General features: G+C 40.0%; 25 protein-coding genes and 1 riboswitch. Of the genes, 12 read left to right on the top strand and 13 right to left on the bottom strand.

Annotated features, from left to right (window positions below):
- Window positions 1-15 precede the first annotated feature (15 nt).
- From rseP to rimO, 7 genes are all read right to left on the bottom strand, one after another.
- Complete coding sequence (gene rseP, locus NQU59_RS12295; RefSeq protein WP_257063632.1) at window positions 16-1,371, bottom strand: RIP metalloprotease RseP; 1,356 nt, start codon at window positions 1,369-1,371, stop codon at window positions 16-18.
- Between the two features lie 5 nt (window positions 1,372-1,376).
- A complete protein-coding gene (ispC, locus tag NQU59_RS12290; RefSeq protein ID WP_257063631.1) occupies window positions 1,377-2,573 on the bottom strand; it encodes a 1-deoxy-D-xylulose-5-phosphate reductoisomerase in 1,197 nt (398 codons plus the stop codon).
- Window positions 2,574-3,404 carry a phosphatidate cytidylyltransferase gene (locus tag NQU59_RS12285; protein ID WP_005241301.1) on the bottom strand — a complete coding sequence of 277 codons (831 nt, stop codon included), beginning with the start codon at window positions 3,402-3,404 and terminating at the stop codon, window positions 2,574-2,576.
- Window positions 3,405-3,406: 2 nt separating this feature from the next.
- Entirely contained in the window at window positions 3,407-4,156 is a 750-nt protein-coding gene (gene uppS / locus NQU59_RS12280; protein ID WP_005241299.1) for a polyprenyl diphosphate synthase, read from the bottom strand.
- 7 nt (window positions 4,157-4,163) lie between these two features.
- Window positions 4,164-4,718: a ribosome recycling factor gene (gene frr / locus NQU59_RS12275; protein WP_005241297.1), complete on the bottom strand. Its 555-nt coding sequence runs from the start codon at window positions 4,716-4,718 to the stop codon at window positions 4,164-4,166.
- 77 nt (window positions 4,719-4,795) lie between these two features.
- Complete coding sequence (pyrH, locus tag NQU59_RS12270; protein ID WP_005241296.1) at window positions 4,796-5,524, bottom strand: UMP kinase; 729 nt, start codon at window positions 5,522-5,524, stop codon at window positions 4,796-4,798.
- Window positions 5,525-5,576: 52 nt separating this feature from the next.
- Complete coding sequence (rimO, locus tag NQU59_RS12265; protein ID WP_005241294.1) at window positions 5,577-6,920, bottom strand: 30S ribosomal protein S12 methylthiotransferase RimO; 1,344 nt, start codon at window positions 6,918-6,920, stop codon at window positions 5,577-5,579.
- Window positions 6,921-7,248: 328 nt separating this feature from the next.
- Between rimO and glnL the strand changes: the two genes are divergently transcribed.
- The 5 genes from glnL (at window position 7,249) to NQU59_RS12240 (ending at window position 12,326) form a co-directional block, all read left to right on the top strand.
- Window positions 7,249-8,358: a nitrogen regulation protein NR(II) gene (glnL, locus tag NQU59_RS12260; protein ID WP_257063630.1), complete on the top strand. Its 1,110-nt coding sequence runs from the start codon at window positions 7,249-7,251 to the stop codon at window positions 8,356-8,358.
- The gene (glnG, locus tag NQU59_RS12255) at window positions 8,345-9,838 is read left to right on the top strand and encodes a nitrogen regulation protein NR(I) (RefSeq protein ID WP_257063629.1); all 1,494 of its coding nucleotides are present in this window, start codon (window positions 8,345-8,347) and stop codon (window positions 9,836-9,838) included. Before glnL ends, glnG begins: the two co-directional genes overlap by 14 nt.
- 145 nt (window positions 9,839-9,983) lie before the next feature.
- On the top strand, window positions 9,984-10,625 hold the full coding sequence (locus tag NQU59_RS12250) for a TetR/AcrR family transcriptional regulator (protein WP_005241289.1): 642 nt from the start codon (window positions 9,984-9,986) through the stop codon (window positions 10,623-10,625).
- A gap of 111 nt (window positions 10,626-10,736) precedes the next feature.
- The gene (gene argF, locus NQU59_RS12245; protein ID WP_005241287.1) at window positions 10,737-11,657 is read left to right on the top strand and encodes an ornithine carbamoyltransferase; all 921 of its coding nucleotides are present in this window, start codon (window positions 10,737-10,739) and stop codon (window positions 11,655-11,657) included.
- A gap of 144 nt (window positions 11,658-11,801) precedes the next feature.
- Window positions 11,802-12,326, top strand: a complete 525-nt coding sequence (locus NQU59_RS12240) for a protein tyrosine phosphatase family protein (protein ID WP_043969880.1) — start codon at window positions 11,802-11,804, stop codon at window positions 12,324-12,326.
- Here the strand turns inward: NQU59_RS12240 and ispF are convergent.
- Window positions 12,314-12,805, bottom strand: a complete 492-nt coding sequence (gene ispF / locus NQU59_RS12235) for a 2-C-methyl-D-erythritol 2,4-cyclodiphosphate synthase (protein ID WP_257063627.1) — start codon at window positions 12,803-12,805, stop codon at window positions 12,314-12,316. The genes NQU59_RS12240 and ispF overlap by 13 nt on opposite strands.
- Before the next feature lie 98 nt (window positions 12,806-12,903).
- On the opposite strand from ispF, the gene NQU59_RS12230 reads away from it, so the two are divergent.
- A complete protein-coding gene (locus NQU59_RS12230; RefSeq protein ID WP_257063626.1) occupies window positions 12,904-13,551 on the top strand; it encodes an A1S_1983 family putative colistin resistance protein in 648 nt (215 codons plus the stop codon).
- 43 nt (window positions 13,552-13,594) lie between these two features.
- Here the strand turns inward: NQU59_RS12230 and NQU59_RS12225 are convergent, their stop codons facing one another.
- On the bottom strand, window positions 13,595-14,839 hold the full coding sequence (locus tag NQU59_RS12225) for a D-amino acid dehydrogenase (protein WP_043969879.1): 1,245 nt from the start codon (window positions 14,837-14,839) through the stop codon (window positions 13,595-13,597).
- 182 nt (window positions 14,840-15,021) lie between these two features.
- A riboswitch (glycine riboswitch) is annotated at window positions 15,022-15,111 on the bottom strand.
- Window positions 15,112-15,247: 136 nt separating this feature from the next.
- Window positions 15,248-15,739, bottom strand: a complete 492-nt coding sequence (locus NQU59_RS12220; RefSeq protein ID WP_043969878.1) for a hypothetical protein — start codon at window positions 15,737-15,739, stop codon at window positions 15,248-15,250.
- Window positions 15,740-16,251: 512 nt separating this feature from the next.
- Between NQU59_RS12220 and NQU59_RS12215 the strand changes: the two genes are divergently transcribed.
- The gene (locus tag NQU59_RS12215; protein ID WP_227541456.1) at window positions 16,252-16,905 is read left to right on the top strand and encodes a hypothetical protein; all 654 of its coding nucleotides are present in this window, start codon (window positions 16,252-16,254) and stop codon (window positions 16,903-16,905) included.
- Window positions 16,906-16,983: 78 nt separating this feature from the next.
- On the opposite strand, the gene fumC is transcribed toward NQU59_RS12215, so the two are convergent.
- Window positions 16,984-18,378, bottom strand: a complete 1,395-nt coding sequence (fumC, locus tag NQU59_RS12210) for a class II fumarate hydratase (RefSeq protein WP_043969876.1) — start codon at window positions 18,376-18,378, stop codon at window positions 16,984-16,986.
- Window positions 18,379-18,493: 115 nt separating this feature from the next.
- Window positions 18,494-19,501 carry an NAD-dependent epimerase/dehydratase family protein gene (locus NQU59_RS12205; protein ID WP_043969875.1) on the bottom strand — a complete coding sequence of 336 codons (1,008 nt, stop codon included), beginning with the start codon at window positions 19,499-19,501 and terminating at the stop codon, window positions 18,494-18,496.
- A 68-nt stretch (window positions 19,502-19,569) separates the two neighbouring features.
- Between NQU59_RS12205 and tusD the strand changes: the two genes are divergently transcribed.
- From tusD to NQU59_RS12185, 4 genes are read left to right on the top strand one after another with little or no spacing between them, the layout of a single operon-like run.
- Window positions 19,570-19,938 carry a sulfurtransferase complex subunit TusD gene (tusD, locus tag NQU59_RS12200; RefSeq protein WP_005241272.1) on the top strand — a complete coding sequence of 123 codons (369 nt, stop codon included), beginning with the start codon at window positions 19,570-19,572 and terminating at the stop codon, window positions 19,936-19,938.
- Between the two features lie 43 nt (window positions 19,939-19,981).
- Window positions 19,982-20,332 carry a hypothetical protein gene (locus NQU59_RS12195; RefSeq protein WP_005241271.1) on the top strand — a complete coding sequence of 117 codons (351 nt, stop codon included), beginning with the start codon at window positions 19,982-19,984 and terminating at the stop codon, window positions 20,330-20,332.
- A gap of 11 nt (window positions 20,333-20,343) precedes the next feature.
- The gene (locus NQU59_RS12190) at window positions 20,344-20,619 is read left to right on the top strand and encodes a hypothetical protein (protein ID WP_257063622.1); all 276 of its coding nucleotides are present in this window, start codon (window positions 20,344-20,346) and stop codon (window positions 20,617-20,619) included.
- Window positions 20,620-20,657: 38 nt separating this feature from the next.
- Window positions 20,658-20,969 carry a TusE/DsrC/DsvC family sulfur relay protein gene (locus NQU59_RS12185; protein WP_005241268.1) on the top strand — a complete coding sequence of 104 codons (312 nt, stop codon included), beginning with the start codon at window positions 20,658-20,660 and terminating at the stop codon, window positions 20,967-20,969.
- Window positions 20,970-20,989: 20 nt separating this feature from the next.
- On the opposite strand, the gene NQU59_RS12180 is transcribed toward NQU59_RS12185, so the two are convergent.
- Window positions 20,990-21,853: a DMT family transporter gene (locus NQU59_RS12180; RefSeq protein ID WP_257063620.1), complete on the bottom strand. Its 864-nt coding sequence runs from the start codon at window positions 21,851-21,853 to the stop codon at window positions 20,990-20,992.
- Between the two features lie 122 nt (window positions 21,854-21,975).
- On the opposite strand from NQU59_RS12180, the gene NQU59_RS12175 reads away from it, so the two are divergent.
- Window positions 21,976-23,373, top strand: coding sequence for an aminotransferase-like domain-containing protein (locus NQU59_RS12175; protein ID WP_257063619.1), 1,398 nt, complete (start codon window positions 21,976-21,978; stop codon window positions 23,371-23,373).
- Window positions 23,374-23,378 lie beyond the last annotated feature (5 nt).

Here is a 23,378-nt window from a genome sequence, read left to right as displayed (position 1 = left end):
TCCATTTGCGTTTTTTTATAAACGCATGAAGTCGTTAAATAAAGCCAAAAGCATCATGCTACCGAGCAGTACCATACCAACTTTTAGACCAAACATCTGTATTTGTTCAGAAACAGGTTTACCACGAATTGCTTCAATAAAGTAATACACCAAATGACCACCATCCAGCATTGGGATCGGTAGTAAATTTAGAATCCCCAAACTCACACTCATTAAAGCCATAAATGAGATAAACGTTTGCCATCCCATTTCTGCACTTTGCCCCGCCACTTTCGCAATCGTGATTGGACCAGAAAGATTATCTAAACCAATTAATCCACGCACCATTTTGATGATAGAGTTAAAAATCATACCTGAAAGCTGTGTTGTCTTCTCGAAAGCAACACCAAGCGCTTCAACAGGTGAGTATTGAATGGTTTGCTTGTAGTCATTTGGAATCGTGATCTTGCCTGCATCGCTTTTCACACCAAGCATCCCAGTCGTATTACCCATATTGTCGCGTTGCCCTTGAGGCATTACCTGCAAATGCACCAATTGACCTTGACGTATCACATCAATATTCAATAGCTTTTCTGGTGATTTTTGAACAACATCGACAACATCAAACCAATCTTTCATTGCAACATTATCAATTGCAACAATCTGGTCACCCGCTTTCATCCCTTGACGGATTGCAGCGCCATCCGCACTCAGTTCTTTGACTGTGGCTGGAATAACAGGACGGTAAGGCAAAAACCCCAATACATCCAAAGGAGATTGACTTTGATCTTTTAAAAATTCTTTGATTGGTAGACTAAACTGCTTTTCTGCACCGGCACGATCAACAATAATGGAAACCTGACCAGTCTCACCTACACGATTAACCAAAGCATAATTCAGTTTTTCCCACGTAGCGGTCGCTTTACCATCGACCATCAACACTTTATCACCCACGTGTAAGTCAACTTGTGCTGCTGGCGTATTCGGCATGATTTTCCCGATACGCGTATTCAGTTGCTCTTGTGCAGGTAAGAATAAAATCCAAAACAGGAACACAGCAAAAATCAGATTAATCAAAGGGCCAGCAGCAACAATTGCAATACGTTTCCATGGAGACTGGCGGTTAAACGCATAAGGTAAATCTTGCTCTGCAACATTTCCTTCACGTTCATCCAGCATCTTGACATAACCACCAAGTGGTAAAGCAGAAAGTTGATATTGGATGCCTGATTTCTTAGATTGCCATTTCAGTAAAGTTGGACCAAAACCAATCGAATAGACCAGAACTTTAACGCCTAATTTACGTGCGACCCAATAATGACCAAATTCGTGAATTGCGATCAGAGGACCAAGCAATAAAATCGCTGCAACAATCATAAATAGTGCATTCATACGATTTAGCCTCCTATACCCACAATATACTTTTCTGCAATTTGTCTTGCGATCATATCAGTCTGTAAAATGATGTCTATATTTTCTGCTTTAGCATTTTGTACAGTTTGCAAAGTATTCTCGACTACCTGAGTAATCTCAGTAAATCGAATCTTTTTCTGTAAAAATGCTGCAACTGCCATTTCATTTGCCGCATTTAAAATCGTCGGTGCCAAGCCACCTGCACGCATTGCCTGACGTGCTAAATCCAATGCAGGAAATTTAACAATATCAGGCGACTGAAAATTCAATTGAGCTGTCTCAAACAAATTCAGTGCCGGGACATGTGTTGCCAGACGTTTTGGCCAAGCCAATGCATGTGCAATCGGCGTACACATATCTGGATTACCCATTTGCGCCAAAGTTGATCCATCCACATATTGCACCATGGAATGAATAATACTTTGTGGATGAACAACAACTGTAACAAAATGTTCTGATATTGAAAACAAATGACAAGCTTCGATCAATTCTAAGCCTTTATTCATCAATGTTGCAGAATCAACAGAGATTTTTTGTCCCATTGACCAATTTGGATGTTTACAAGCTTGTTGAGGAGTAACATCATGCAACTGTTCCAAGGAGTGATTCAGAAAAGGCCCACCTGATGCGGTCAGCAAAATCTGAGACACCCCGAGCTGGGGCTGTCCTGTTCTTTCTGCATTTAAATAATCGTGGGGTAAAGACTGAAAGATAGCATTATGCTCAGAGTCTACAGGTAACAATAGCGCATGATGATCACGTGCTGCCTGCATCATAATGTCACCAGACATCACCAAGGCTTCTTTATTGGCAAGCAAAACACGTTTACCTGCTTTTACTGCCGCCAAAGTTGGCAGTAAACCCGCAGCCCCAACAATTGCTGCCATAACAATATCAACATCAGCATGTTCAGCAACTGCAATTAAGCCCGACTCATCCGTTAAAATTTCAATCTGTTTTAGATGTTCTTGATTGAATTTTTGCTGTAACTCAAATGCTTTATCATTCGGCACAACCACAATTTTTGGATGATATTTTTTACAAATTTCTAAAAGTTCATCTAAACGACTATATGCAGAGACTGCAAATACAGTGTATTGGTCTGGGTGTTGTTCCAATACTTTTAAAGTACTTTGTCCAATTGAACCCGTAACACCCAATATACAAACAGCTTGAGTCATTTAAAGATCTACACCAATAAGTTTTAATATATACATACCCGTTGCAAAAATCGGTGCTGCAGCAAGTAAAGAATCGATACGATCCAACACACCGCCATGCCCTGGAAGAACCCGACCAGAATCTTTAATTCCTGCACGGCGTTTAATCATTGATTCAAACAAATCGCCCAACACGGAAGCAAACACAGTAACAATCGATAGGATTAAGAACAAAATAAGCTGTACGGCAGTTAAATTTAAGTAGGAATATTGCACAACCAACATAATTAGCACAGTTGTAGCGATACCACCATAAAGACCTTCAACAGATTTGTTTGGACTCACAAAGGGTGCAAGTTTTTTCTTACCAAATTTACGGCCGACAAAGTATGCACCACTATCAGCCCCCCAAACCAACAAGAACAAATACATCAACCACCACGGTGAACTATGCCAGACCGCATAGAGCGCTGTAACAGCAGCAGAAATCAGAATAAATCCAACGATATATAAGGATGCATTGTACCAGCTATCCGATTCAGGAAAGTTCTTAACCCAATAGATACTGCCCAACCAAGTGAGAATAGAGGCAGCCCACAGCAAAAGCGCTACATCATCAAAAAATAATGCTAGTGTGGATACAGCCGCAACGCATCCGCCATAGATCCAAGCCTTAGGTTTTGAGACCGATGCAGATGCAGTTGTTCGAGGCATAAGCTTAAACCATTCGTAACCTGCAACCCCTGCGGCTAAAATCATCAGTATAAACATTGGATAATGTGATTGCGTTGCAAACATGCAACTTAAAACAACAGCAACTAACACCAATGCGGTAATAATCCGCTCTAACATTATTAATTCTCGATTTTCGCTTGTTGAATCTGTTCTGAGGTTTTACCAAAGCGTCTTTCACGTCCTGAAAAAACACGAAATGCGTGATCTAACTCTTCTATTGTAAATTCTGGCCACAACGTATCGGTAAAATATAATTCCGCATACGCAGCTTGCCACAACAAGAAGTTAGACAAACGGTAATCTCCGCCCGTGCGAATTAACAAATCAACAGCAGGTAGATCATTTAGACTGACATATTTATCAAATAAATCAACATTTATCTGATCTGCTTGAACTTTTCCAGCAAGTGCATCTTGAGCAATAAGCTTTGCAGCATGTGCCATATCCCACATTCCCCCATAGCTAATCGCAATGGTTAAAGTCATGGAATTAAAAGCTGCCGTTTTTTGCTCTGCGTATTGCATGAGATCACGCAACTCACTCGATAATCGGGCACGATCACCAATAAAACGTAACGAGATATTGAACTTTTCCATACGGGGTAATTGTTCATGAATTGTCTCTTCTAACAACTTCATCAACAACTCTACTTCGTATTGTGGCCGATTCCAATTTTCACTTGAAAATGCAAAAACCGTTAAAGCACGTACACCCTCTTTTTTGCAATGTTCAACAATAGGATCCAAGACATTTTTGCCTTCCCGATGCCCATCACCTTTTTGCATTTGCTTTTTTTTAGCAAAACGATTGTTGCCATCCATAATGATGGCAACATGTTGAGGAAGAAGCGATTCTTCTTGCAAGGTCATAATAGAATCAGACCTTCATCAATTCTGCTTCTTTCGCTGCAAGACGTTTATCAACCTCTGCAACATATTTATCAGTAATTTTCTGAATTTCATCCGATGCACGGCGATCATCATCTTCAGAAATTTCTTTTTCTTTCAATAATGCTTTGATATCACCTAATACATCACGACGGATATTACGAATCGCAACTTTGGCATTTTCAGCTTCCGCACGCGCAACTTTTTGCATATCACGACGAGTTTCTTCTGTTAATGCAGCCATTGGTACACGGATTGCATCAGCAGTAATAGGATTTAGTCCCAAACCCGCTTCACGAATCGCTTTATCAATTGCAGCAACCATTGAGCGTTCAAATGGTTGAACTAACAGCGTACGCGAATCTTCAAGCCCAATATTTGCCACTTGATTTAATGGAACATCAGAGCCGTAGTAAGAAACCATCACACCATTTAAAATTGATGGGTGCGCACGACCTGTACGAACTTTGGCAAAGCCTAACTCTAACGAGTCAAGCGACTTTTGCATACGCTGTTCGCTATCTTGTTTGAGATCGTTAATCATATGATCTTCCTTACTTATTCATTAGGTATTACAAAATATTTAAACATTAGTATAAAGAGCTTTATGGCTCACGTACATTAATTCGTAACGTGAGTACCCTCTTTTTCGCCCATTACGACAGAAAGTAATGCACCAGATTTGTTCATATCAAAAACTTGCAATGGCACATTGTGATCACGACATAAACAAATTGCTGTCAAATCCATCACACCAAGCTTTTCATCCAGCACTTGATCGAAAGTTAAATTGTCATATTTAACTGCATCATCATATTTGCTTGGATCTTTGTTATAAACACCATCCACTTTGGTCGCTTTCAAGATCAAGTTTGCCTCAATCTCGATACCGCGTAAGCAAGCTGCTGTATCTGTAGTAAAGAATGGATTCCCTGTACCGGCAACAAATACGCAAACTTCACCTTGACTCAAGTGACGAATCGCATCACGGCTTGAATAAGGCTCAACCACAGTACCGATTGATAATGCTGACATTAAACGTGTTCTAATATTACGACGCACCAATGCATCACGCATTGCTAAACCGTTCATCACTGTCGCTAACATACCCATCTGGTCACCCGTTACACGACCCACCAGACCATCTTTCTGTAGTTGGCTACCACGGTACAAGTTACCACCACCAACAACGATACCCACTTGTACGCCTAAACCGACCAAGTGTGCAATCGAAAGCGACATCTGATCCAACACTTGGGCATCAATACCCATATCTTTATTACCCGCTAAAGCTTCACCCGAAAGCTTTAGCAAAATTCGTGCATAACGTGGATTTTTAGACGCTGACATACCTTTACTCCAAACCGACCAATCTCAAAGTTTTCTTAAATTTAATTCAATCTCAAGCAGATTTAATCTGAATTAACTTTGCAAACAAATCATATTCATCTGCATCCGTAATTTCGACTTCAAGCAAATCACCTGCTTTAATCACGCTCTTATCAATATCTTCAACAAAAACATTGCCATCAATTTCTGGTGCATCTGCATAGGAACGCGCAACAGCCACTGGAAATTCTTCTTCCAGACTGTCGACAAGCACCGTCATTGTCTGACCAATACGTTTTTGTAATTTGGCCGCAGAAATCGCCTGTTGAACTTCCATAAAACGCTCATAACGATCTTGCTTGATTTCTTCTGGCACATGATCAGGCAGATCATTCGCAGTTGCACCTTCTACAGGCGAATAAGTAAAACAACCAACACGGTCAAGTTGAGCTTCTTTCAACCATTCCAATAAAATCTGGAAATCTTCTTCTGTTTCCCCTGGGAAACCTACAACGAATGTTGAACGAATCACCAATTCAGGGCATTTTTCACGCCACAATTTAAGGCGCTCTAATGTATTTTCACTATGAGCTGGTCGCTTCATCAATTTTAAGATGCGCGGACTGGCGTGCTGAAAAGGAATATCTAAATAAGGGAGGATTTTACCTTGCGCCATCAAGTCAATGGCAGCATCTACGTGTGGATATGGATAAACATAATGTAAACGCACCCAGATACCGAGCTGACCAAGGGCTTCACACATGTCATAGAACTTGGTTTTGACTGGCTGGCCATTCCAGAAGTCCAACTTATACTTGGTATCCACACCATAAGCAGAAGTATCTTGAGAAATCACCAAGACTTCTTTTACACCAGCACGTTTAAGTGCAGCTGCTTCATCCAATACTTTACCTACAGGACGAGAGACCAAGTCTCCACGCATGCTTGGGATAATGCAGAATGTACAACGGTGGTTACAGCCTTCTGATATTTTCAAATAGGCATAATGCTTTGGTGTTAAACGAACACCTTGCTCTGGTACTAAATCAATAAATGGGTTGTGTTTTGGTGGTGCAGGTACATATTCGTGTACTGCTTCCATCACATCTTGATAAGCTGCCGCCCCTGTTACTTTAAGTACATTTGGATGCATCTGGCGAATTTTGTCTTCATCTTTACCTAGGCAGCCCGTTACGATCACTCGACCGTTTTCGCTCATGGCTTCGCCAATGGCGTCTAAAGACTCTTGCACTGCAGATTCAATAAAACCACAGGTGTTAACAACAACCAAATCTGCACCGTCATAATCTGATGCAACTTGATAACCTTCAGTCTTTAACTGAGTTAAAATTCGTTCAGAATCTACCAATGCCTTAGGACAACCTAAAGATACAAAACCGACTTTGGGGGTCTTCATGAATCTGCGCTCCACTTGAATCGGCGTATTGTATGACTTTTCTTTGTCTTCGCATAGCAGCAAAGCCATCTCTTTGTGTAATGCACCAAAATACAACCAAAAATTTAAATAAAAACCAACAACGCACCAATTTGGAACATAATAAAATATTGAAATATGCAGATGTATGTGAAAAATACCGTATAAATCGATATTTCCAGAATTAAGTGATTGAAATTTAGTTAATAGAAAGTTGGCTTGTATTTTGCATAAAGTACATTTTAGAAGTTAATGGCTCTTCATTAAAATTTATATTTATTGCGCCATTTTAAAACAGGACGATTCACAAATGGATCAACAGAACCCTATCGACTATCGACTTTTAGTAGATAATCTGACAACTGCCATATTATTGGTCGATAGTAAGCTTAATATTTTTTATTTAAATTCTGCTTGCGAAGCATTATTTGATATCAGCTTGCTGCGCGCTTCGGGTCAGCCTGTATTAAATTTACTACATGCGCATGATGACGCGTTCAACACTCATGAAGCTTTATTAAACACATTACAAAGTGGGCAGCATTATACCCGTCGCGAAGCAGTGATTAATGTAAATTTCAAACCCATTCATGTTGATTACACCGCTTCTCAACTTAATGCAGGTAAAAGCTATCACCCCTTACTGCTGATTGAACTCAATCCGATCGATCGGATGTTAAAAATTTCAAAAGAAGAAAATTTGGTTCAACAGCATCAAGTTGCACGACAACTGGTTCGCGGTGTGGCTCATGAGATCAAAAATCCGTTAGCGGGTATTCGTGGCGCAACTCAATTACTGGCACGTAGTTTAGGTGATGATAGCTATCGTGAATTTACCGACATCATTATTAGTGAAGTTGATCGACTCACCAATTTAGCCGATACCATGCTTGGCTCGCGTCAACTTCCTAGTTACGAGCTGGTCAATGTGCATGAACCCTTGGAACGTGTTCGCTCACTGATTGCCAACCAGACCAAGAAAAAAATCAAGATTACCCGTGACTATGACCTGTCGTTACCCGATGTGATGGCAGATCGTGATCAGTTGATTCAGGTCATGCTTAACATCAGTGTTAATGCAGTACAGGCCATGACAGAAAATAAAGACTTTTTTATCGAGTCAGAGCCAGAACTTGCTCTAAGAACACGAATTCAGCGTCTCGTGACCATTAATGGCGTGTTAAATCGCTCAGCCATCCGTATTGATATCGAAGACAATGGCCCTGGTGTCCCAGAAAGCATCCTCGAATCTGTTTTTTATCCACTGGTAACAGGGCGAGCTAAAGGCACAGGACTTGGCCTCAGTATTGCTCAAAATATTATGCATCAACATAACGGAATGATTGAGTGTCAATCAGTTCCAGGAAAAACCGTATTTAGCCTATATCTACCTTGGGAGTTAAACCATGTCACGAAATAAAATTTGGGTAATAGATGATGATCGTGCCATGCGCTGGGTACTAGAAAAAACGTTCAAAGAAGAAGGTTTTGATGTCACCAACTTTGAAGAAGCACAAACTGCACTGGAACGTCTGCATGATGATGCGCCAGACGTAATTCTTACCGATATCCGTATGCCTGGTATTGATGGACTAACCTTCTTATCCAAGGTTAAAAACACACATCCAGATTTACCTGTAATCATCATGACAGCACATTCAGATTTAGAATCTGCTGTATCAAGTTATCAAACAGGTGCATTTGAATATTTACCAAAACCTTTTGATATCGATGAAGCACTCGCATTGGTCAATCGTGCGATTTTGCATATCAATAAATTGCAACAACAAGAAGCCACCAAAGCAGCATCACCCTTACAGTCAACGGAAATTATCGGCGAATCACCAGCAATGCAGGAAGTTTTCCGTGCGATTGGGCGTTTATCGCAATCACATATTACGGTGCTTATTAACGGTGAATCTGGTACAGGTAAAGAATTAGTTGCTCATGCCTTACATAAACACTCACCTCGTCGTGCCAAACCATTTATTGCACTGAATATGGCGGCCATTCCCAAAGACTTGATTGAAACCGAGTTGTTTGGGCATGAAAAAGGTGCGTTCACAGGTGCAAACACCCAACATCAAGGCCGTTTTGAACAGGCCAATGGCGGTACGTTATTCCTTGATGAAATTGGCGATATGCCTTTTGAAACACAAACACGTTTACTCCGTGTCTTGGCAGATGGTGAATTCTACCGTGTCGGTGGCCATATCCCTGTCAAGGTCGACGTACGTATCGTGGCTGCAACCCATCAAGATTTGGAAAAACTGGTGAATGAAGGACGCTTCCGTGAAGACTTATACCATCGTCTGAACGTCATCCGTATTCACATTCCAAAACTGTCACATCGTAGCGAAGATATTCCGATGCTGGCTCAGCATTTCTTGGCTCGTGCAGGAAAAGAACTTGGGGTAAGTCCTAAAATCTTACGTACTGAAACTACGGATTATATGCAACAGCTACCTTGGCCTGGTAACGTTCGCCAGTTAGAAAACACTTGCCGCTGGTTGACCGTCATGATCACTGGTCGTGAAGTTTATCCGGAAGATTTACCTGCCGAGCTCAAACAGGCATCAGTACAAAAAACCAGTGATGTCCAAACAATATCAGGCACTAGTCCAGCCTTAGTTGAGCGTATTGCAGTACACTACTGGGATGAGCTCTTAGGTCAATGGGCAATTCAAAAGCTTAAAAATGGTGAAATGAAGCTCCTAGATATCGCCACACCGATGTTTGAACGCACCCTAATCAATGCAGCATTACAGCAAACTCGTGGTCGCAAACGCCATGCTGCTGAGCTCTTAGGTTGGGGGCGTAATACCCTAACCCGTAAACTCAAAGAACTTGGCATGGATTCTACCGATGACGAGGAGGATGACGAAGCACGTTCTGCTTAGAAGGCATATTCATTCAAAGCGAGTACCCTGTTACTCGCTTTTTTTGTTCAAGTTGCAGTGTTCTTCCGTATGCTTAAATTCATAGTCATACAATGGATATGGTTTTTGTTATACTAGGATTAACCCAACCAACCTAAAGTAGATAATGACTGATATTTGCTATCCGAGTTGCGCCAAACCTCAAACTCGTCGTGGAGAAGAACGTCGTCTTGCCTTATTACTATGTGCAAGCGATTTATTTCTAGAGAAAGGTTATGAAGCAGTTTCTTTGGATGATATCGTCAATCATGCAGGGGGCTCTAAAACCTCAATTTACAAATACTTTGGTAACAAAGAAGGTCTTTTTACCGCGATTTGCGATTATCGAAGAGAAGTATTTTTTAAAGGCGTCTGTTTCCCTTATACACCAGAAACAAGTACTTTAAGAGATTACCTAATGCATACCCTGCAGCGTTTTTACCAACACATTATCCAACCAGAAAATATTGCCTTTATGCGAATGTTTACAGAACAGACGCAAAAGGACCCTCAACTTGCCCATTATTTCTACAATCAATGTGCTCTCAATATTCAAAACACGATTTCCTCTGCGCTTGAGCATGCTCATACAAATAATGAAATTTACTGTGCACAGCCACAGTTTTCTGCAACGATGTATTTTGGCATTTTAAGAGACGTCGAATGGCGCAACTTAATGGGCTTAGACGTACCAGCCAATGATGCAGAAATTATTGATTATATTAACTATTCAGTAGATCTTTTTTTAAAAGCGCATCAAAAAGTCTAAATCTTTTGCATTTTTCAGACGTATAGTATAGTAGTCAATTCTTTTTAATTCACCACTCGTCAAACAACAATTAATTATTGTTTTAATTCAATAATTATTGTGGGAGTAGCTATGGCGCTTCGGCATTTCCTAACTTTACGTGACCTATCTTCATTAGAGTTGCAACGCATTTTAGATCGTGCGCAAGAGCTTAAACGCATGCAACACAGCAACACGCTTTTTCAACCGTTTGCGGGTAAAGTTTTGGGAATGATTTTCGAAAAATCGAGTACACGTACCCGAATTTCCTTTGAAGCTGGCATCTGTCAATTTGGCGGGAGTGCAATTTTCCTCTCACCTCGCGACACACAATTAGGCCGTGGCGAACCTATTGAAGATTCTGCACGTGTGATTTCAAGTATGCTCGATATCGTGATGATCCGTACTTTTGCTCACGATATTGTTGAACGCTTTGCATCTTACTCAACAGTGCCTGTGATTAATGGCCTGACTGATGATCACCACCCTTGTCAATTGCTTGCCGACTTACAAACCTTTCAAGAACATCGTGGCAGCATTGAAGGCAAAACCGTAGCCTGGATTGGTGATGGTAACAACATGTGCAATTCATATATTGAAGCTGCACACCTCATGGGCTTTAAGCTTAAGATTGCAACACCTGAAGGTTATGAACCAAAGCCTGAATTCTTAGCTGAATTTGCAGATTGTGTAGAAGTATTTAATAAGGCCGAAGATGCTGCCGTTAATGCCGATCTGATTGTGACTGATGTCTGGGCCAGCATGGGACAGGAAGAAGAACAAAAATTACGAGAAAAGGCGTTTTTATCATTTCAAGTTAATGAAAAACTTATGGACTTGGCTCATCCTGATTGTCTGTTTATGCATTGTTTACCTGCTCATCGTGGCGAAGAAATTTCGGAACATATGCTAGATCACAAAAATGCTGTGGTTTGGGATGAAGCTGAAAACCGTTTGCATGCGCAAAAAGCCTTAATGGAATTCTTACTCAATGAGAATCTTAAAAAAGATTAAGTTAAAAAAACAGCATCATTGGATGCTGTTTTTTATTTGTGCGTTCTAAATTGAACACTGAAATAAAAACACTTATAGTAAGACCAGCCCTTTAGAATAAGTTTCTCATGATGTGAGAACTTCACTCAATATGCAGCGGACGTTATGACTTCACTTGAACAAGCCTTATCTCAAATACCAAACTTCTCTTTGGTGCATGAGCATCTGTTTAGCTCTGGTCAACCGACTGCCGAGCAATTACAACAAATCAAAGAGTATGGTTGCGGCACAGTCATTAACCTTGCAACCAGCCAATCTGACAATCATCTGGCTAAGCAAGACCAGATCTGTCTAGATTTGGGATTAAACTATATTCACATTCCAATTGGTTGGGATATACCTTGTTCTGAACAATGCTTATTTGTTTTAGACCTGATTGACCATCTGGTGCAAAACGAAATCATTTGGCTGCACTGCAATGACAATATGCGTGTCAGTAGCTTGATGTACCTCTATCGCCAGTTCTATATGAATATCGACCTACCAACAGCACAAGAGCTGTTACATCAAGTTTGGGAACCCAACGAAACATGGACCGGTTTAATTCATAGCATTACTTTACAACTGCAAGGTCGTAAAGCAACGCAAGAACTAGAACAATCATTGATTAACAGCAATCATTTTGCTTGATGTGAAATCAAAACCGTTGCAGTCGCCAAGATTCCTTCTTGGCGACCCGTGAAACCCAGCTTCTCCGTTGTTGTGGCTTTAATACTGATTTGAGTTATATCAACATCCAATACATTTGCAATGCTCTGGCGCATTTCTAAGTTATGCTTAGCCAACTTAGGACGCTCACAAGCAACGGTGATATCAGCATTATTGAGTTGATAACCACGATCTAGAATCAATTGATAGACATGTTTAAGCAACAAGCGACTGTCAGCACCTTTATATTCTGGATCTGTATCTGGAAAGTGCTGTCCGATATCACCCAATGCCAAAGCACCCAATAATGCATCACTTAATGCATGCAACACCACATCACCATCTGAATGTGCCTTTAAACCATGCGTATGTGGAATTTGAATACCGGCTAAAGTAACAAAATTACCTTCTTCAAATGCATGTACGTCAATCCCTTGTCCAATACGAATTTGAGCAACCATATGATTTTCCTTTTACAATATACTGAACAAATCTTGTATTCAGGCTTTCTATTTCGCTATAGTACGTTGAGCAAATTAGACTGAAAGTATAAGTGATTATGCTGTTTAACACTGTAAGAAATCAATTAAAGAAATCTGGTTACATCATCACATTGAGTTGTTTTTGCTCAACATTTGCCTATGCAGAAGCAATTGACTGCACGAGCAATGATTTAAACGCCAATAAAATCTGCTCTAAACAATATAAAGAGCAGCGTTTGAAGCTGAATACCAAATTTCTGACTGCCTATTTAGTAACGGACGCCCCGCTACAGTTATTACACGACACGCAAAGCTTGTGGCTAAATCAGGTACAACAGTGCAAAAGCAAAAATTGTTATCAACAGCAGTTTGATGCGCGTTTAGATGATTTGAATTTTTATACCTCAATGAATCAAACACTCACACAGCATTATTTAAAATATGAGCACGGCAAACTAGCAGCTCAACCCGTTCACCTACAGATTCACCAGCTCGATAAAGACAAACTTAAAATCGAAGGAACGGCCTATCGCAATCCGAATAACCGTCTAGAAACCCAAACGCAGTCATTGCTCGCCTATAGTACGCCTGAACAAAGAAGCCAAATCATTGATAATGAAAAAAAATGCCAATATCAATTGGACTTCCAGAAAGCACTGTTAATTGTTAAATCTGAGCAAAAAGATTGCAGTCGCTTTACAGGTATTTACCGCTTATACGACTAATCCAAACACGACAAAGCCGATGTTTTCACATCGGCTTTTTTATTCAGCTTGGAAATTTTTGTGCAATTTCCTGACTGATCAATACGGCTGTTGCGGCAGAGAGTGTCCAGCCTAAATGTCCATGTCCCGTATTATAAAAGACTCTTGGTTGCTTACCTTGTCTCACCACAGGCAACATATTCGGCATCATGGGACGTAAACCCGCCCATGGAACCACATGTTCCGTTGAAATATCAAAGTTCTGGTTTACCCAATTAATTAAGGGTTGAATACGATCTGCACGAATGTCTCTGTTGTAACCGTTAAACTCAGCTGTTCCCGCAATACGTAAACGGTCTGCACCTAAACGTGAGGTCACGATTTTTGCACTCTCGTCGAGCAAACTCACCCAAGGTGCATTATTTACGCTGCGCTCATCTTTGAGCTGTACGGTAATCGAATACCCTTTGACTGGATAAACATTGACACTGTCCCCAAGCATATCGGCCAGTTGATAGCTTCCGACTCCCCCACAGACTAAAACCAGATCAGCAATAATTTCAGTAATCCCATCCGCAGTTGGATTAACATTTTCCGAGCTATTTTTACAGTGAACAATCGCTTTGTCTTGGCTAAATTTAATATCAACAACATCAAGGCCAAAACAATATTTCACACCATATTGCTGTGTTCTTTCCGCCAACCCGACAGAATACTTATGGATATCACCAGTTGCGTCACCGGCAGTGTAATATCCGCCATAATAGTCACCTGTTAATGTCGGTTCGATGGCTTTCATTTCTTCAGGAGTTATCGCATTCCGTTCTAGTTTCCCTTCAACCAATACATCATTGACTTGCTTGGCAATTTGGTAATCTTCTTTAGTGTGATACATATGCAAGATGCCACGTTTTTCCAAGTCAAAAGAAATATTTTCCTTTTCAGCAACCTCAAACAAACGTTGTCTTGCCAACAAGGCTAAACGCACTGTTTCAATGGTATTGGCTTTATAATTTTTAATATGCGTCAAAAACTCAATCAGCCAGCGATACTTGTGCACACTAAAAGATGGGTTGAGCAATAATGGTGCATCTTTCTTACTCATCCATTTGATACCTTTGAGTACCGTTGCTTTTTGGTTCCAGACTTCCGCATTGCAGGCAGATAATTGCCCACCATTGGCAAAAGAGGTTTCCATAGCTGGAAACAGATGGCGATCAATCACCGTCACCTCATAACCCAATTTAATTAATTCATAAGCAGACGTTACACCCGTAATCCCCGCACCAATTACAACAACATGTGGCATAGCAAACTCCTAGAAATGCATCACATTTCTTAATGCATAGCCCCATCTGTCATGGTACCTGAGAGTTTCGGCAGATGATTACCAATTAACCATTAAGCCTTCCCCTTCGGTGAGTGTTTGTCGTAGAAGAATAAAGTTGTCGTATATTTCTACAAGTTGAGCACTGCTCTCCAGATTGTATTTCTATTATTACAGTCCTTCTGCCTGAGAGTTTCCGGGGTCGTTGCTCCTTCGGCGAGTTCATTGAAGAACTTCTCTCCCGCAATAATATTTATATCCCTATAAGCAATATATATGCCGCTTAAAAATACAGACACTAAATTCTTGTAATTGTTTGTAGACGGAAATTGTTCTATTGGGCTAAAGTTAAGATCATAAAAAAGCAGGCTGACAGCCTGCTTTAAATAATTAAAACTTGCATTGCAAAATTTGATCTGGGAATTGTCCCTTCCAAAGCTCCCGCAATGTCGGTAAATAGAATTTTTCCCCAATCATCACCAGTTCAGCATCAATCAGTGCATGAATCTCATGCATCAACACATAATCTAAGGCAATCAACGATAACTGTGGTTGAGTTTGGGCGATGTGTTTACGTTTAATTTGAGCCTTTTTAACTAACTCATTGGCAAAGTTTTTATCTTTATAGGTGGTAATCGCGCTTAAACGTAGCTCGATGATGCCCCAGCCCTCCAATAGTTTTTTAAAAACCTCAAAGTCTTTTGACGTCGCTTCCCAAGTCACATTTTCCAAATTATTGTCTTCAGGCAATACAGGCAAGAGTAAGTCTGCCGTACTTGGAAAAATTTTCTTTAAATTCAACAGAAACTTAACAGGATTTTCATTTGGAAGATCAGAAAATTGGATGTTGGTTTTGGTATCTGTTAAATAGATAGAGAGCATCAAAAAAATCCTAAGGTAAAATGCTGTTTTATATAAACTTAATTTCAGCTCTGCACAGTGTTGGCAAAACAAAAAAGATAAAAACAGAAGAAGATGATCATTCTAACAATTATGACAATTTATTCAATGTTAGTTTCGCTCTAAAGACTTTCCTCTACACATTAAGTAGTTCCTACAAAATCATAATCTCAAGCATAGAACATAGTCAAAGAGAGATCTTTGACCTTAACCAACTGCCTACCACATCATGGAGAATAATTATTTACATCATCATCGTGTAGCAGATACATAAAAGTTTGCTATCCGTTCTCTACCTTTGGAATAATAGAACTGACCATGCAGGTCAGTTCAAAATTACTCATTTCACAGCTTTTTTAAGATTAAAAAAATGTGAAATATCTATTAATTCAATAGGCTTTAAAACAACGGACATCATTTACTGATTACCTTATGTCCGTTCTGAATAGGCTTTGTAGGAGTTAATCAAAGTGATTAAGATCAAAGAATTGATAATGTCTGAACGTATAGTCTTAGATAAATCAAAACTATTAGATACATTAGACAGCACATCCATTTCATTAAAAAATAAACTTGTATTTCTACCTTTTATCGCCCATTTCGTTATGAACTTTGGTGACTTTAATAAATATGTATTGCCATTTAAAGCACCAACAAATGAATTGGAAAATCTCGTAAACATACATGCAGCAGAAGATGCCGAACATTGGATTTGGTATGTGCATGATTTAGAAAAACTAAGCTATGATCTTCCTGAAAAATTTACGACAACTTTAAAAAAATTATGGTCAAAAGAAAATGAAGAAAACCAAATCCTTTTTTTCGAGTTAGTCCATTTAGTTCACAACCAACCAGCCAATATTCGACTTGCAATTATCGAAGCAATCGAGATTACAGGTCATATCATCTTTTCAAAATTGAGAGATATCACCCAACATTCTAATTACCAGTTAAGTTATTGTGGAGACATCCATTATCATAAAGAAACAGGTCATACCATTGGAGCTGAAGAAAAAATCATAGATCAGCTAACCTTCTCAACATATGAAAGTGAAATTGCAATTCAATCTATAAAACAAGTCTTTAAAGCATTTAGTCGCTGGTATCAGTACTTGGATTTCCTTATTTGTACACATCATAGATCCTGACCAACTATAGTACTTAATATCTCTATTTTATAAAGAAATCCCTCTATTCAAGAGGGATTTTTTATTCAGGAATCAAGCTTACTTACTATTTGGAGAAACCATATTTTCAGGTTTTACCACCTCATCAAATTGCGCTTCGGTAACCAGTCCGAGTTCAACTGCAACCTGTTTTAAGGTTTTATTCTCCTTATACGCAGTTTTCGCAACTTTAGCCGAATTCTCATAGCCAATAACAGGATTAAGTGCCGTGACTAACATCAAGGAATTATGCAGGAAGTAATCAATTTTTTCACGGTTTGGTTCAATTCCAACCGCACAATGATCATTAAAGCTATTACATGCATCACCCAATAACTGAATTGATTGCAATAAGTTGTATGCAATCACAGGCATAAACACATTGAGCTCAAAGTTACCCGAAGCCCCTGCAACATTGATCGTAGTGTCATTCCCTAAGACTTGTGCAACAACCATGGTCATTGCTTCGCTCTGCGTGGGATTGACTTTGCCTGGCATAATACTCGAACCGGGCTCATTCTCTGGAATACGGATTTCACCAAAACCACAGCGTGGCCCACTTGCCAACCAACGAATATCATTCGCGATTTTATTTAAACTTACTGCTAGCGTTTTTAATGCGCCCGATGCAAAGACAGCGGCATCACGACCTGCCAAAGCCTCAAATTTATTCGGTGCCGTGACAAATGGTAAACCTGTAAGTTCAGCCAACTGCTCAGCTGCTTTCACTGCATAGTCAGGATGTGCATTCAATCCAGTTCCCACAGCTGTACCACCTAACGGTAACTCATACAAACCTGCAAGCGCTTGCTGTAAACGTTTTAAGCCATGTTCCAGCTGCGACACATAACCAGTAAATTCTTGCCCTAAGGTCAAAGGGGTTGCGTCTTGCAAATGCGTCCGCCCAATTTTCACGATATCATCAAATTCTTTTGATTTACGTTCCAGAGTAGCCTTGAGTTTTTCAACAGCAGGAATCAGTAATTCATTAATTTGGATACTGGCTGCAACATGAATTGCAGTTGGAAAAGAGTCATTGGTCGATTGTGCACGATTGACATGGTCGTTTGGGTGTACTGGTTTCTGTGCTCCCAATGCCTGCCCTAATTTCTGATTAGCAATATTGGCAATCACCTCATTACAGTTCATATTGCTTTGTGTGCCTGAACCTGTTTGCCAAACCACCAAGGGAAATTGTGAATCCCATTGTCCAGCAATCACTTCTTCAGCAGCACCAACAATATACTGGCTCAAATCTTCAGGCAGTTGTTTTAACTCAGCATTGGTCATTGCAGCAGCTTTCTTGACCAACCCCATTGCACGAATCATCGCCCGCGGTAAGCGCTCCTGACCAATCTTAAAGTTTTGTAGACTCCGTTGCGTTTGCGCCCCCCATAAAGCGTCATTGGGTACTTCAATTTCGCCCATTGTGTCGTGTTCAATTCGCATTTGCATAAACAACCTCTGCTCTATTTGGTTAAAGTTCTCACGGGCTGAAGCAAGGTGATGCTTTGGCTAGTAGCCATTATCCTAATCAAAGCAGATATAATTGTAAATAAGAATCATTATCTTAATTACCTTTTAAGGTATTTAAATAGAACCGCCATTCATCTTCAATCATCACAGTCAAAGGTCGCTTTGGAGACCAATTCAATACCTTCTCTGCTTTCTCTAAAGCTGCCCCGAGTTGCGCTATTTCTTGATGTTGAAAAACCGCTGGTTGAGTATTCACTTTTGTTTGCGTCACCTTTTCAATTTCATTCAGCAAAGTTTGAATCGATGTCAGTTGCGAATGTGCAATATTGAATGACGCTAAGCAATTATGTTGTGACTTCAGCCAATTCAATGTTTTTAGGATTGCCTCGCATGCATCCAAAACATGTAGGAAACTTCGCTCAACCGTACCATCAGCCGTTGCTGCCTGATTTTGCAATTCAATATATTCGCGTTGCATCGCTGCAACCTGTAAGGCCAAAGGTACAATATTTTTGGGTAATTGCGTAACAAATTCACCTAAAACACCATGCTCAAATGCACCCACGATATTCGATAAACGCAAGTTCACAATACGCCATTCAGGATCGACTTTATAAGTATCAGCAATAATATCTTCAACCATTTGCTGTGATCGAACATAGGGATTCGGGTAGCTATAATTAAACTTGGTTTCTTCAGATAGTTTCGCATCTGATTGGCCATATACAGCCAAACTCGAGAGATTAATTAACTGTCTAACCCCCATTCGCTGCATAGCTCTTAATAAGCTCATTATGCTACTGACGTTGTCATTATAATATTCCAGCGGTTTTAACACAGATTCTTCTAAAGATTTAAAACTGGCTGTATGAATCACTGTATCAATTGAATATTGTTCGAATACTTTATTTAGAGCTGGTGTATTACGGACATCCAGTTTCGCAAATGGAATATACATGCCTGAAATATATTCGAGCCGCTCTAAGGTCTGTAAGGTTGAATTGGCTAAATTATCCACAATAACAATTTCTTGACCATGAGCCAACAGACTCAAAGCTATATGCGAACCAATAAAGCCTAAACCACCTGTCAGCAAAATCATTGTATACTTACCTTCCTTTAAATCTATCCATCATTATTTTTGCCTACTACGACCATAGTGAATATTCAATGAGTACACTACTGCTAATTACTTCTGCGCCTACGTCAATTTTGGCTTGGCATGCTTTTGGTTTAGCTCAAGCCTTACAAAATAAGCATGAAGAACTTCAAGTCTTCTTTTACCAAGATGGTGTTCAGGTTGCGAATGACTTACAGTGGTTTCCTGATGATCAACGCAATCTAAAACAAGAATGGCAAAAGCTCGGCATTCGACTCCCTGTCTGTGTCAGTGCTGCCCTTGCTCGGGGAATCACTGATGCGGACAATGCAAAGCGCCATTCACTCCAACATTACAACTTAGCCAAAGGCTTTGAACTGGTTGGTCTTGGTGAGCTTGCTGACGCAGTACAAAGCTGTTCTCGTTTAATTCAATTTTAATTTAAGTTCTTTACTACAGTGTTGCTTTGAAAAGGTAAATTGTGTGAAATCTGTACTCGTCATCCTAACGCAACCTAACTTAACAAGTTTGCAAATCAATGAAAGCTTGTCCGCAACTATGGTTTTAGCAACCTTTGGTATTTCTGTCAAAGTATTATTAAAGTGTGCGGCAATTAACTTATTGGACAATAAGTTAGAATTTGATCAACTTAAACATGAGTTTAAAATTGCAGCCAATATGGTTGAAAGTTTTGAGTTCTATGATTTGACTCCAATTTTAATTGAATATGAAAATCAAGAACTTAGAATCATTAAAAATACAGATCAGGAGATCGAATTCATTGATCTCAATCCGGAGTTTATCCAGTCATTTGATCATATACTATACTGGTAAGGTGTTTCATTATGGAAAAAACAACGCTCTTTTTAGTCCAATCTGCAACAGAACAGCTCTGGTCTGACTTAGTAAAAATGGCACAATCTGATGACTATATTGTGATTATGGGTGATGCAGCAATTCAGGTGTCTGCATTAATTACAGCAACTTATCATCACATTTATTGTTTAACTAATGAGCACAACCTTCTTAATGATGAAGTTAAAGACAAAATTCAGGCAATCGATTATGACCAATTTGCAGAGCTCAGCTTAAAATTCAAACGTTGTGTTTCTTTGAAATAATATTTCTTTCATTCATTTTTTATTTTTTAGGCTATTTTATGCAGTTAGAATTAGACCAAGACGGTCATTTAGTTGATTACAGCATTTGGGATCAAAACGTTGCTCAGGAGTTGGCAAAGTCTTTAGATTTACAATTAACGGATTGGCATTTTGAGATTCTTTATGCTGTGAGACAGTTTTATCAACAATTTGGTCATTCACCTGCAACACGTCCACTCATTAAGTTTTTAATGAAAACTGTTAATGCTGAAATTGATAATGCCTTGTTGCAGCAGAAGTTTAATACAGGTTTAGTCGCTCGTCATTTAAGCCGTTTAGCGGGTGTACCTAAACCTGCAAATTGTCTATAAGCTATGTATATGCATGAGCATCATGCATATTTTTTGGCGAAAGCAACACAAAGGATTACTGCAACCGTCACGGCGAACATCGCTGCACTGACTTGTTCATGCAATAAGACAGCCGCAATCGCCAAACCAAAGATAGGTTGCAGCAGTTGTAACTGACCAACTGTGGCAATCCCCCCTTGTGCCAAGCCCTTATACCAGAAGAAAAAACCGATCAGCATACTGAATAAAGACACATAAGCTAAACCTAGTTTTGCCGATGTTGAAACTCCAGCAAAGTTTGCAGGCATATACAAATAAGAGAGAAGTAGCATGATCGGCAAGGTAATAATCAACGCCCAGCAAATAACTTGCCACCCCCCTAAATGTTTCGATAGCTTACCCCCTTCGGCATAACCAAAAGCACAAAGCAAAATCGCCAAGAGCATGAACGTGTCACCATAATTAAATGCCCAGCTCCCTGTTTGAATCAGCATATAACCACAAACCAGCATCCCACCTAAAATAGCGAATAACCAAAAAGCTAAATTTGGTCTTTCTCCACCTCTTAACACGCCAAAAATCGCAGTTGCCAGTGGCAATAAACCCACAAAAACAATGGTATGTGCAGCACTAACATATTGGAGTGCCAAAGCCGTAAACAGTGGAAAGCCAACCACCACTCCCAGTGCAACATAAAATAATGGCAGCCAATCTTTGCGCTCGGGTAACTGCTGACGCGATAATAAAATCAAGGCCAAACCAAGTAGTCCAGCAATCGCAGCACGGGCAGCTGTTAAAAAGGTGGGACTAAAGTCCATGACTGCAACACGTGTTGCAGGTAACGACCCTGCGAAAATAATTACACCAATCAGACCATTGAACCAGCCGCTATTTAAAGTTTTCATTTATTTTCTCCAAATCCACATGGAGAATTTAAACTGTGATATGGTTTAAATACCACACACAGTACAGTACAATTTCAAATAACTGTATTGGTTATTTTACCCATACAGTTAAAGGTGCTCTCATGAAAAGTACTAAAATTGATTTTGTAATCCAGCATATTCAGGAACAAATAAAAAACCGCTCATTACTACCCGGCTCACGTTTACCCTCAGTCCGTGCTTTGGCTGCTGTACTTCATCTATCTGTCTCAACAATCGTTGAAGCCTATGAACGCCTTGCTTCTCAAGGCATTATTGAGGCAAAAACAGGTTCAGGTTTTTTTGTTGCAGGACCACTTGCACCTTTATCCATCTCTGAAATTCATCCCAAAATCGATCGGAGTATCGATCCACTCTGGATTTCAAGACAAGCCCTCGAAGCAAAACAAGGAGTTTTAAAACCGGGCTGCGGTTGGTTACCTGATGACTGGATGCCACATGAAAATATCCGTAAAGCCATTCGTAAAGTATCCAAAGCTCCTTCAAGCACTTTGACGAATTATTCAACGCCATTAGGCCTAGCACCTTTACGTGAGTTACTCTCACGCAGAATATTAAGCAAAGGTATTGAAGCACAGCCCAATCAAATTTTATTGACCGACTCAGGCACACAGGCAATCGATTTAATTTGTCGTTATTTTCTCAAACCGAATGATGTGGTTTTAGTGGATGACCCTTGTTATTTTAACTTCCATGCATTGCTTAAAGTTCATCAAATCCAAATCATTGGTGTGCCTTACACGCCTGCAGGGCCTGATCTGGAGGCTTTTGCTCAAGCCATCAAAATCCATAATCCACGCCTCTACATTACCAACTCAGGTATTCATAATCCAACGGGAGCGGTATTAACCGCATCAACAGCGTATCAAGTCTTAAAACTGGTTGAACAGTCTAATCTGGTGGTGATTGAAGATGATATTTTTGCAGATCTAGAACGACATAGCGCCCCTCGTCTGGCCGCATTAGACGGCTTATCCCGTGTCATTCATATTGGTAGTTTTTCTAAAACATTATCAGGTTCTGTCCGTACGGGCTATATTGCAAGCCAATCAGAATGGATTGAGGACTTGGCTGATATCAAAATCGCAACCTGTTTTGGGGGTAATAACCTCTCTTCAGAAATTCTGTATGCCGCATTGACCGATGGTAATTACCGTAAATACCTAGAAGAGCTAAAAATACGTTTGGCCAAAGCAATGGACGCAACAGTGAAGCAACTTGAGAAACTCGGAATCAACGCATGGGTTAAACCATCCGCTGGCATTTTCTTGTGGTGTAAATTACCTGAACATTTTGATACCGCACGTATTGCGCAGAATTGCTTAGAGCATGGTGTGATTCTGGCTCCGGGCAATGCGTTTAGCCAAAGTCAGAATTTTAAGAATTTTATTCGTTTTAATGTAGCACAATCACTTGAGCCTAAAGTCTTTGAGGTTCTATCCCATGCCATTCAGCATGAAATAGAACAACAAAGGCGATAAGCAAA

The organism is Acinetobacter colistiniresistens (assembly GCF_024582815.1).
Classification (GTDB): Bacteria; Pseudomonadota; Gammaproteobacteria; order Pseudomonadales; family Moraxellaceae; genus Acinetobacter.
The sequence above is the reverse complement of the archived record's forward strand: the minus strand, read 5'-3'. Positions and strand labels throughout refer to the sequence as shown.